Source organism: Noviherbaspirillum denitrificans, assembly GCF_002211445.1.
Classification (GTDB): domain Bacteria; phylum Pseudomonadota; class Gammaproteobacteria; order Burkholderiales; family Burkholderiaceae_D; genus Noviherbaspirillum; species Noviherbaspirillum denitrificans.
On sequence record NZ_LSTO01000001.1, the window covers coordinates 3,162,450 to 3,173,526 of the forward strand.

11 protein-coding genes are annotated in these 11,077 nt (G+C 64.3%); 6 read left to right on the forward strand and 5 right to left on the reverse strand.

All coding sequences use genetic code 11. From position 1 onward, the window contains the following. The 4 genes from AYR66_RS15330 to nhaR form a co-directional block, all read right to left on the reverse strand. On the reverse strand, nt 1–715 hold a 715-nt coding region (locus AYR66_RS15330; protein ID WP_170942312.1), incomplete at its 3' end, for a CoA-binding protein. A 79-nt stretch (nt 716–794) separates the two neighbouring features. After that, nucleotides 795–1,721, reverse strand: coding sequence for a histone deacetylase family protein (locus AYR66_RS15335; RefSeq protein ID WP_088708218.1), 927 nt, complete (start codon nt 1,719–1,721; stop codon nt 795–797). Nucleotides 1,722–1,880: 159 nt separating this feature from the next. After that, a complete protein-coding gene (locus AYR66_RS15340; protein WP_088709835.1) occupies nt 1,881–3,533 on the reverse strand; it encodes a methyl-accepting chemotaxis protein in 1,653 nt (550 codons plus the stop codon). Nucleotides 3,534–3,909: 376 nt separating this feature from the next. Beyond that, complete coding sequence (gene nhaR / locus AYR66_RS15345; RefSeq protein ID WP_088708219.1) at nt 3,910–4,815, reverse strand: transcriptional activator NhaR; 906 nt, start codon at nt 4,813–4,815, stop codon at nt 3,910–3,912. 132 nt (nt 4,816–4,947) lie between these two features. Between nhaR and AYR66_RS15350 the strand changes: the two genes are divergently transcribed. The 6 genes from AYR66_RS15350 (at nt 4,948) to AYR66_RS15375 (ending at nt 9,833) form a co-directional block, all read left to right on the forward strand. Next, nucleotides 4,948–5,244 carry an HPF/RaiA family ribosome-associated protein gene (locus AYR66_RS15350; RefSeq protein ID WP_088708220.1) on the forward strand — a complete coding sequence of 99 codons (297 nt, stop codon included), beginning with the start codon at nt 4,948–4,950 and terminating at the stop codon, nt 5,242–5,244. A 159-nt stretch (nt 5,245–5,403) separates the two neighbouring features. Next, entirely contained in the window at nt 5,404–6,489 is a 1,086-nt protein-coding gene (locus tag AYR66_RS15355; RefSeq protein ID WP_088708221.1) for an AI-2E family transporter, read from the forward strand. Between the two features lie 91 nt (nt 6,490–6,580). Continuing rightward, the gene (locus tag AYR66_RS15360) at nt 6,581–7,441 is read left to right on the forward strand and encodes a hypothetical protein (RefSeq protein WP_088708222.1); all 861 of its coding nucleotides are present in this window, start codon (nt 6,581–6,583) and stop codon (nt 7,439–7,441) included. Nucleotides 7,442–7,509: 68 nt separating this feature from the next. Then, on the forward strand, nt 7,510–8,754 hold the full coding sequence (locus tag AYR66_RS15365; RefSeq protein ID WP_088708223.1) for a GGDEF domain-containing protein: 1,245 nt from the start codon (nt 7,510–7,512) through the stop codon (nt 8,752–8,754). Nucleotides 8,755–8,823: 69 nt separating this feature from the next. Next, complete coding sequence (locus tag AYR66_RS15370) at nt 8,824–9,450, forward strand: 3'-5' exonuclease (RefSeq protein ID WP_088708224.1); 627 nt, start codon at nt 8,824–8,826, stop codon at nt 9,448–9,450. 32 nt (nt 9,451–9,482) lie between these two features. Then, complete coding sequence (locus AYR66_RS15375; RefSeq protein ID WP_088708225.1) at nt 9,483–9,833, forward strand: hypothetical protein; 351 nt, start codon at nt 9,483–9,485, stop codon at nt 9,831–9,833. Here AYR66_RS15375 and AYR66_RS15380 read toward each other — a convergent pair. After that, nucleotides 9,830–10,807: a 2-dehydropantoate 2-reductase gene (locus tag AYR66_RS15380; protein WP_088708226.1), complete on the reverse strand. Its 978-nt coding sequence runs from the start codon at nt 10,805–10,807 to the stop codon at nt 9,830–9,832. The two genes, AYR66_RS15375 and AYR66_RS15380, sit on opposite strands and share 4 nt — an antisense overlap. Between the last annotated feature and the right edge of the window lie 270 nt (nt 10,808–11,077).

Consider the following 11,077-nt stretch of genomic DNA (forward strand, 5'->3'; position numbering starts at 1 on the left):
ATGGCTTGCGGCCGGCCTTGAGCACGAACACCGGCTTGGCATTGGCTGCCGCGCGCAGCGAACTCATGAAGCGGCGTGCGTTGCGGATGCCTTCGAGGTAGACCACGATGCTCTGCGTTGCGCGGTCGTTGGCCAGGAAATCCAGCACCTGTGAAATGTCGACGGCGGTGTTTGCACCGAGCGCGACCACGGCAGAGAAGCCGACGCCGTTCTTGACCGCCCAGTCGAGGATGGACGAGGACACTGCGCCCGACTGCGACACCAGTGCCAGTCCACCGGACTGCGCGAGCGGCCCGAGCGCGCTGGCGTTCAGAGACAGCCTCGGACGCTGGAAGCCCATGCAGTTCGGGCCCAACAGGTATATCCCATGCTGGCGGGCGATCGCATGCAGCTGCGCCGCCAGCTTCGCATCCACCCCGGAGGACAGGATCAGTGCCGCCTTGCTCTCTATGCGTGCGGCGACTTCCAGCGCGGGTGCGAGCTGGTCGTGCGGCAGCGCGATGATCGCGAGGTCAAACTTCGCTTCCGCCAGCTCGGCCAGGGTGCCGGTGCCGGCGATGTCGAGGAAGCGCACCGGGCCGTCGTAGCCGCCGTTGCGCAGTTGCTCCGCGATCTGCCGGCCATAGGTGACCTGCGAGGCGGGATCGTTCTCGTTGCCGGCGAAGACCACCACCGAGCGCGGAGAAAAAAGAGGGTTCAGATAATGCCTGTCCATGCTAATCGTCAGTTGTTGTTTGGTGCACAGCACGCCGGCTCCCTGTCTGCGCGGGGATGCCGGCGTGCCGATGGTTGATTCAATCCGCGCCGATCAATACCTTGACGTGCGCGGCTACGCTGCGTGCCAGCGGCGAGAGGACGTATCCGCCCTCGAGGCAGGAAACCACCCTGCCGCCGGCATGCCGGTTTGCTACTTCCATGATCCTGCGGGTAACCCATTCATAGTCGGCTTCGACCAGGCCGAGGTTGCCCATGTCGTCTTCGCGATGCGCGTCGAACCCGGCCGAGATGAAGATCATTTGCGGACGGAACGCGTCCAGTGCCGGGATCCATCCCCAGTCCACCGCTTCGCGGAAGGCGTCGCTGCCGGAACGCGCGGCCAGCCCGATGTTGACCATGTTCGGACCGCGCGGTTCATCGCCGCAGAACGGATAGAGGTTGGTCTCGAACGTCGAGCACATCAGCACGCGCGCGTCGCCGCACAGGATATCCTCGCTGCCGTTGCCATGATGGACATCGAAGTCCACCAGCGCCACCCGCTCCAGCCCGTGCACATCCAGCGCATGGCGGATGCCTACCGCCACGTTGTTGAAAAAGCAGAAGCCGCCCGCCGCATCGTGCTCCGCATGATGTCCCGGCGGACGCACGTTGCAGAATGCCACAGGCGCCTCGCCGCGCACCACCAGGTCGGTGGCCAGCACCGCGGCGCCTGCCGAGCGCAGCGCGGCGCGGTAGGAGTGCGGATTCATCCAGGTGTCCGGATCGACCTGCGCATATCCGGATTCCGGTATCAGGGCCGCCACTTCATGCACGTGGTGGATGGCGTGGGCACGCCCGAGCTGTTCTTCGGTGGCGAGCGGCGCATCATGGGGCTGCATGAATTCCAGCAGGCCCTTGATGAGCAGGTGGTCGCGGATCGCGGCAATGCGGTCCGGGCATTCCGGGTGCAGCGCGCCCATTTCGTGCTTGCTGCAATCCGGATGGGAAATATAGGCAGGTAGCATGCGTGTTTGACAACGGAGAGGTTGCATCGCGTTCCAACACCTTTGCCGGGCCGCGCGACGCCCGGCGGGAGTGCCGGGCATCCGAAAATTATGCGCGCATGCCCGTCATGCCAACACAGTGAAGCAGCAAGGAGACGATTTCCTTGCTCCAGATCAATTTCAGGCCAGCTTCTTCAGTTCGACACGCCTTCCCAGTGCGGGCGCCGCCGGTTGCAGCGGGATCACCTTGGCCACTGCCGGCGCTGCCACCATGGCGGCTTCCAGGCGGAAGGCATTGACCAGTTCGGCGAGCGACGCTGCCTGATCGCGCAGCGATTCCGATGCCGACGCGGTTTCTTCCACCAGCGACGCGTTCTGCTGCGTCACCCGGTCCATCTGGGCGATCGCCAGGTTCACCTGCTCGATGCCGGAACTCTGTTCCTGCGTCGCGGTGGTGATCTCGGTCATGATGCTGGTGACCTTTTCGACACTGGCCACAATTTCTTCCATCGTCGCGCCTGCCTGGCTGACCAGCGCGCTGCCGGCTTCCACCTTGTCGACCGAGTCGTCGATCAACGCCTTGATCTCGCGTGCAGCCGATGCGCTGCGTTGCGCGAGGTTGCGCACTTCAGACGCCACCACCGCGAATCCGCGGCCCTGTTCGCCGGCACGCGCCGCTTCGACAGCCGCATTCAGCGCGAGGATATTGGTCTGGAAGGCGATGCCGTCGATCACACCGATGATGTCGACGATCTTGCGCGCGGAGGAATGAATCGATTCCATCGTCTCGACAACCTGGTGCACCACCGCGCCGCCCTTCTGCGCAACCTGCGAGGCAGACTCCGCCAGCGCGTTGGCGTCGTGCGCATGGCTGGCGTTCTGCTTGACCGTCGAGGTCAGTTCTTCCATCGACGACGCGGTTTCCTCCAGCGAGCTGGCTTCTTCTTCAGTGCGCGAGGACAAGTCCATGGTCCCGGCCGCAATCTGCGCCGAGGCGGTGGCGATGGTTTCCGTGCCGTGGCGCACATTGCCGACGATGTCCGCCAGCCTGTCGCGCATCACCTTCATCGCATGCAGCAGGCTGGTGTCGTCGCCGTTCGCCACCTTGATGTCCACGGCGAGGTCACCGCCGGCGATGCTGTGCGCAATCTCTGTCGCATACATCGGCTCGCCGCCGAGCTGGCGCACGATGCTGCGGGTCAGGACCCATGCACAGAAAATACCGACTGCCAGGGACATGGCCGCGAAGATGATGAGCGCATTGCGGCCCGAGCGGTAGGTGCGGTTGATATGCGCCGCCGTTTCGTCGATCACCTTGCGCTGGTTATCGAGCAGCTTCTGCACCAGCTCCTGGTAGGCATCGGCCGCCGGCATGAACTCCTTGTCGAGTACGCGATTGGCTTCCTCGACCTTGCCGTCTGCCTTGTGCTTGACGACAGCCTCGCGTGCCGCGACGTAAGCCTTGCGCTTTTCGCCGATCTCGTTGAATAGCGCCTTTTCGGCGTCAGAGGCGAGCAGCGCTTCGACTTTCTTCTGCATCTCGGACGCGAAGCGGGTCGACTCGGCGGCATCCGCGGCGAAGAAGTTGCCGAGCGAGGCGTCGCTGCTCTTGGCGATCGCTGCTGTGCGCCGGACGGCGGTATGGATGACACGGTACCAGTCGGAAATGTAGCGCTCCTTGGCGAGCGGCTCCTGCATCATTTCATGGGTATCCGCGGCGACCTCGGACAGGCGCCAGATGGCCGTGCCGGTGGCGAGGAAGGACAGGAGCAGGATTGCCGCCATGACCAGTGTCAGGCGCGTTCCTACGCGGAGTTGTGCAAACGCTTTCATCATGTATTCCTTTTTTTCTTTGCGTGTGTCTATTCTCATTTCCGTTTTCCGGCGAAGCGGCAACGGAGCGGCCCGCGATTATGACGCGAAACCGTCTTTCCGCGCGCGAGGGCTTGGCGCACGGCAGGAACATGAGCAGGAACGTCAATGACGCCCGGCGGGATTTGCATACCGCCGGAGCAATGGCGCGGAAAACCTTCTCCGCGGGGACAGCTGGAGCACGCTGCAAACCTCGGTCTCACATCCTCAATCCGCTTGTGAGGGTGCGTCTCCATTGTTATCGGGATTGTTGAAGGAACGTTACTCCCGCCGCATGGGCTTGCCTAGAAGGGGACTGTCTTTTCTTGTCCTGGATCAAGCGACGATATGCGGTTTTCTACTTGCGGGAAGCAATGCGTTTGCGGGCCGCGGAACTGATGGCGACGACCGCTGGATGCGACAGGCGTCGCTCGATGGAAATTGCGTAGAACTGTTCGTTCACATCGTGCGTGCGACCGACCTCCACCACGCCGTACTGCCGCTTGATCTGCTGCGCAACGACAGAGGGCATGCAGAACACGCCCGTGCCCGCTTCGCCGAACTCCTTGAGCAGCGCGCCGTCGTCGAATTCGCCCGCGATGTGCGGCCGGATTCGTTCACGTTCAAACCATTTCAGCAGGCGCGGGCGTACCGCGGCATCCTCGCCCGGCAGCAGGAAGGGCGCGCTGTCGAGACTGTGCGGGAAGCCCTTTTTCACTTCGCGGGCGAGCGCCGGCGCAGCGAAGAAAGTGATCCCGCATTCCCCCAGCAGGTGACTGTAGCCGCGCACATTGCTGTTGGGCGGCATCGGCCCGTCGGCGATCACGATGTCGTAGCTCTGGATCGCAAGACCTGCCAGCAGCGCCGACAGCTTGCCTTCGCGGCACACGATGCGCAGGGTTTCCGGCAGTTGCAGCGCCGGCTCCAGCAGCATGTAGGCGATCGATTTCTGCACTGAGTCCACGACGCCGACGGTGAACTGCAGCGGCCGGTCTCCGGGACGGTGGTGCAGCATGTCCTCGAGTTCCTCGCCGAGCGAAAAGATCTCGTCGGCATAGCTGAACACCATGCGTCCCGTATCGTTCAGTTCGATGCGGCGGCCGACACGGTCAAACAGCGGCGTGCCGAGCGCCTCCTCGAGCATGGTCACCTGGCCGCTGATGGTTTGCGGCGTCAGGTGCAGCTGCTCGCTGGCGCGGTTGATGCCGCCGCACTTGGCGACGACCCAGAAATAATGCAAATGCTTGTAGTTGAGGGCGGACATGATTATTCGAAATTTTCGAATCGAGTTACAACTATATTCGAATTTTCAACAGGCAATACGAGAACTATATTGAACTCAAGGCCGGCAACAAAGCAGCAGCGGCCCGAAACCAGAAACATTGAGGAGGTTGTCATGAAAGTCGATGTCCATGCCCAGGGATTCCAGTTGACCAACGCACTGACCGAGCACGCCGAGCGCCGCCTGCGCTTCGCGCTCAAGCACGCGGCAGACCGCGTGCAGCACGTGACGGTGCGATTGGCGGATGTGAACGGACCGCGCGGGGGCGTCGACAAGAAGTGCAGCGTGCACATCACGCTGGCCGGCGCGCCAGACATCGTGACCGAGGATACCGAGGCCGACATGTACGTCGCGATCAACCGTGCCGTCGACCGTGTGGGACGCACCGTACTGCGCCGCATGGCCCACTGAATTGAAACCAGAAACCTGCCGGGCCGCACAAAAACTGCGGCCCGGCTGCATTTCCGCGGTATCCGAAAGGCAAGCAACCCGCATGATTGATCTTCGTCGTTCCGGCTGCACGGAGGACGACGCACAATGGCGATGCCCATTCAACCTCGACGCAAGAAAATGACGCCACGCGAATCCGCCATCGGCACGCGCACTGTCCTGCTCTGGCTGCTGCTGGCCGGTTTGTTCATTCTTTCCTACATGACCTTGCGCTGGTTCATCGTGCCGGTGGTATGGGCGCTGATCCTCGCCTACGCCACCTGGCCGATGTATGCGCGGCTGCGCAGGGGAATGCGCGGCGCGGCGACATCCAGCGCACTGTTGATGACGCTGCTGCTCACCGCCGCCTTCGTGCTGCCGCTGCTCGGCCTGGTCGGGCTGCTGCAGGATGAATTCGTGCTTGCCTACCAGGCGGTCTCCGGTTACATCAACGCGGGTCCGCAGCGGCTGCCGGCCATCATCAAGAACATTCCGTGGATCGGCGAACGCCTGCAACAGATATTCGACCACCTCGCCGGCGATCCGGCAGCGTTTCGTACCGAAGCGCTGCAACTGGCGCAGAACTGGTTCGGCCAGGTGGCGGAACTGGTCGGCGGCGTCGGGCGCAACGCCGCCAAGATGGGCATGGCGGTGCTGACCGTGCTGTTCGTCTACCGCGACGGCGAAAGCCTGCTCGCCCAGGTACAGCGCGTGCTGCGCCGCTTCATCGGCGTGCGCGCGGAAGGCTACCTGGACGCGATCGGCGCCACCACCAAGGCAGTACTGTACGGGCTGGTGCTGACCGCGCTGGCGCAGGGCACGCTGGCCGGCCTCGGCTACTGGGCGGCGGGTATCCATGCCCCGGCCTTGCTGGGCGCGCTGACGGCGCTGGTGGCGCTGATTCCGTTCGGCGCGCCCGTGATCTGGGGCTCGCTCGGCGTCTGGCTGCTGATGACAGGCCAGACGCTGGCCGGCATCGGCCTGCTGCTGTGGGGGGCGCTGGTGGTGAGCTGGGTGGATAACCTGATCCGGCCGCTGGTCATCAGCAGTGCGGCGCAAATTCCTTTTCTCCTGGTGCTGTTCGGCGTGCTCGGCGGGCTGGGCGCGTTCGGCCTGGTCGGCATGTTCGTGGGGCCGGTGATCGTCGCGGTGCTGCTGGCGGTCTGGCGCGAATGGCTGGAGGAACGTGCGCCGGACGAGGTGCGCGTGCACCGCTTGCATGATTAGGGCGTCTTTTTTCCGCCATATCCGGCGTACCTTGCATTCCGCAAAACACGATGCACAATGGAAATAGGGAAAGCCCGCCAAAAGGCAAAACATGTTGTCCGATCGTCCACTCCCCTCCGGTGCGCTTGTACTGGCAGTGCTGGCCGCGATAGCAGCGCCGGCACACGGCGAGGACATGGCGGTCGACTCCGAAGCTGCGGTGTTGCAGCATCCCGCGGCCGATGCCCTCGACCTTGGCCAAGGCCTGTCGCTGGGGCCTGCGCCATCGCAGTCCGCCGTCATGCTCAGGGCGGGCGGACTGGCGCTGCGGGTAAGTATTGTCGGCGCGGTGCCTGCTTCACAGGAGGGGCCGCTTGCGGACGGGAGCGGCCGGCTGGTCGAACTGTCGCGTTCTTTCGGCAACGCCGCCGTATCGGTGTCAATGTCGCAGACATCCGAGCCGCTTGCCAACCTTGGCACATCGCCTGCGCTCACGCATGGCTTGCGCGTATCGACCAGCACCCTGCAATTCGCCGGTGCGGTCATGATCTCCCCCAGGCTGGCAATCGCCGGGCAGGCGGCCTACGGCCTGATGCCGGATACCCGTAGTGCCGATACCCTGGCAAACGGCATTTCCCGCGCCGGCACCAGTGCCTTTTCCTTCGGACTGGTCGCATCGGACCGCATGCGGCGCGGCGACCGGCTCAGCGTGTCGTTGTCGCAACCGATGCGCAGTTATTCGGGACGTTTCATGACCGACTTGCTGTCGCGCGGCAGCGGTACAGCGCGCGAACGACTCGTGTTTTCGATGGTGCCGCTCGGCCGCGAAATGCGCGCGCAGCTGAACTACCAGATGCCTGCCGGTTACGGCGCCACTTTCGGCGTTGCACTGATGGTACGTCGCAATCCCAATGAACTGGCCGACGCCTCCGCAGAAGCCCTGGTTGTTGCGCGCTACGCGAAGTCGTTCTGAACACTGGACGTTGCGTTGCCAGCGGGGTAAGCTGAAAAACGTCGGCATGCCGCGCCGGACCACATCCCATGGAAAACAAGACATACGAGACATCGTCGGCACCCCAGACTGAACTCGAACAGACCTTCTGGAGCCGTCGCAGCAAATTCCCCGCCAAACTTGAAGCCGCATTCCAGGTCGAAATGGACCGCATGCGCGAAGGCCGCATGCGCCGGACCGGGCTGGCCGCCGTCCTGCTTTTCAGCGCCTTCGCGGTCAGCGACCGCGTGATGTTGCCCGACGCCTATCAGCAGGCGTGGGCGGTGCGCTTCCTGGTGGTCGTGCCGCTCCTTCTGCTGTGTACCTTGTTCGTCTACCGCATCCGGCACGCGGCCTGGCGCGAGGCAGTACTGTCCCTCACGCTGCTTGCCGCCGGCGTCAGCCTGCCGTGGATAGCCGGGCTGAGCACGCATCCCAATGCGGCGCATTACCAGACCGGCGTCACCCTCGTCATCCTGTTCGGGAATATCGTCGTGAACCTGCGCTTTCGCAGCGCGCTCGTCACCTCCGTCGCCATGGCCATCCTTTACGGGATTGCGCTTGGCGCCCAGCACGCGGTTCCGCCCGAGGTCCGGTTCAACAACTGGCTGTTCTGCCTGGCCGCAGTGGCGATCAGCCTGATCGCAAACTTCCGCATGGACCAGGACCAGCGGCGCGCATGGTTCGCCCGCATGCGGGAACAGGAGCGCAACCGCGAATTGAGCCATGCGGTGGAACTGCTGGCGAAGATGTCGGCGGAGGATGCGCTGACGCAGGTCGCGAACCGCCGCGAGTTCGACCGCCGGCTCGATATCGAATGGGGCAGGGCGCGACGGGACGGCACGCAGGTGTCGCTCATCATGGTCGACGTGGACTGCTTCAAGAACTTCAACGACCACTACGGCCATCAGGCGGGCGACGCCTGCCTGCAGCAGATCGCGCGCTGCCTGCGCGAAGTCCCGCACCGCGCGGCCGACCTCGTTGCCCGCTTCGGCGGCGAGGAATTCGCGGTCCTGCTGCCGGGCACTACCGAGGAAGACGCCGCCATCCTGGCCGAACGCATGCGCACGGCCATCATCGACATGCAGATTCCCCATGCCACCTCGCGCGTTGCTCCCGGCGTGACGGCCAGTTTTGGTGTTGCCGCCATGCACCCGGTCGGCAATCGTCAGGCGCCGGACCTCATCGCCGCCGCCGATGCGGCACTGTATGCCGCCAAGGAAAAGGGACGCAACCGGGTCGCCTTGCACGAGCAGGGAACGGAGCTGACGATGGCCGCCGGCGTGGTTCACTAGTTGTCAATCCGGCCACGCAAACCTGGCCGGCTTCCCGTAGAATCGAGCCCTTTCCGCGGCCTTCTCATCATGTACCAGCGTCCCATCGTCATGCTCGACTTCGAAACCACCGGTCTCAGCCCGGGCATGGGGGCGCGCATCACCGAAGTCGCCGCGCTGCGCATCGAAGGCACGCGCATCACCGAGCGTTTCGTGTCGCTGGTGAATTGCGACGTGCAGATTCCGGCCTTCATCACCAGCCTCACCGGCATTACCCAGGAAATGGTCGACAGCGCGCCCTGCGTGTCAAAGGTGGTGCCGGAACTGCTGCGCTTCATCGGACGCGACACGCTGTCCGCGCACAATGCCAGCTTTGACGAGAAGTTCCTGAAGGCGGAAGCCGAGGACCTCGGCCTGGCGCCGGCGCATGAGCAGACGGTCTGCTCGCTCAAGCTTTCGCGCCGCCTGTTTCCCGGCTTGCCCAGCTACAAGCTGTCGCCGCTGTCGTCTTCGCTCGGCATCCGATTCAAAGGCACCGCCCACCGCGCGGAGGCCGACGCCGAAGTCAGCGCGGAAGTCCTGATCCACGCCGCCGGCCACCTCGGCCGCACCTACGGCGTGGACAGCATCGACCCGAAGCTGCTGGCGCGCGTCAACGCGCTTTCGGCCGCGAAAGTACCGGACTTCCTGCGCAGGGAATTTGCCGCGCGGGGATAAAGTTCCGGTAACGGTTGTCCAAGGAGGACACCATGGCGACTTCCCGATTCCTGTTGATTTTGTTGCTGCCGCTCGCCGCATGCGCGAGCACGGACGATGCGGTCAAGGCAGAGAAGGAGGTGGCCGCGAAGAAGTCCGTGCCGCGTCGTGCAGTGCCCGCGCTGGTCGAGCGTCCGGTTGCGCCGGCATCGCCGCCACCGGCCATCACGATGCCGCAGGTGCCGCAATCCGCTGTTCCTTCCGGGCCCGCTCCGGTCAGCGGTTGCGACGCGGGCGGATGCTGGAGCGGAGGAAGCCGCTACAACGGCGGCGCGGGCGGTACTTATCTCGACAAGAGCGGACGCCCCTGCCAGAGCAACGGGACGTTCATGCAGTGCTTCTAGTTGTAGAGCCCGCGCGTCTTCCCAAACAACCGCACCAGCCCCAGCAGCGCATCCACGTTCGACGTCGCCAGGCCGACCAGCTTGCCGATCTCGTGCACCGCCGTCACCAGCGCATCGATCTCCAGCGCCTTGCCCGCTTCCGCATCCTGCAGCATCGAGGTCTTGAACGCACCGAGCTTGCGCGTGACATCCATCCGGTCTTCACCGCTCTGGGCAATCGGACATCCGATCTTCGCGCCGATAGCCGCCGCTTCCGCCATCGCCGACAGGCAGAAGCGGTGCACCAGCGGGTCGTCGAGGATACGGTCGCAGGTCGCGCCCGTCAGCGCCGACACCGGATTCATGGTCATGTTGCCCCACAGCTTGTACCAGATGTCGCTGCGAATATCCTTGCTGGCTTCCGCGTCGAATCCGGCTTTCGCCAGCAGCGCGGCGAGTGACTCCACGCGTGCGGACAGCCCGCCGGCGGGTTCGCCCACGATCAGGCGGTTGCCGAAACCGACGCGCACCAGTCCCGGCTCCGGGCAGGATGCGGACAGGTGCACCACGCAGCCAATCACCTGCTGCGCCGGAATTGCCTGCTCCAGCGCGCCGCCGGGATCCAGCACCGGCAGGCGGGTGCCGGCATAGGGGACGTCGGCGCCGGAAAAGAACCACCACGGCACGCCGTTCATCGCGGTCAACACCAGGGTGTGGGGGCCGATCAGCGGCGCGATGCTGCGTGCCACGTCGGGCAGGGCGGTCGCTTTCACGGCCACGATGACGAGGTCCTGCACGCCCAGTGCCGCCGGGTCAGCCGACGCACGCACCGCAACAGTGCGCGTGCTGCCGTCAACGACCAGTCGTGCGCCATGCGCATCAAGCGCTGCCAGCGTGGCGCCGCGCGCTACCGCACTGACTTCGCATCCCGCTTCCGCCAGTCTTGCGCCGATCAGTCCGCCGACAGCGCCGAATCCGAAAACCGCGATCTTCATATGCCCCCTTTTTTTCACATGTTCATGGTATGTATCGTCGCAGCTCGCTGTGCTACCTTCGCCGCAATAGTTGAACCATTTCCAACAGGCAGGAGGATATCGTGAAATCGCTTCTGGTCATGCTTCTCGTCGGCATCTGCGCCATTGGCGTGCGGACTCCCGAGATCATGCAAATCATCGGCTTCACAAGCTCGGCACAAGACCCCGCGATTTCCATCCGCGCCACGCCCGCAAAGGCACTGCCGAAACCGATGACCGCCGAGGAATTCG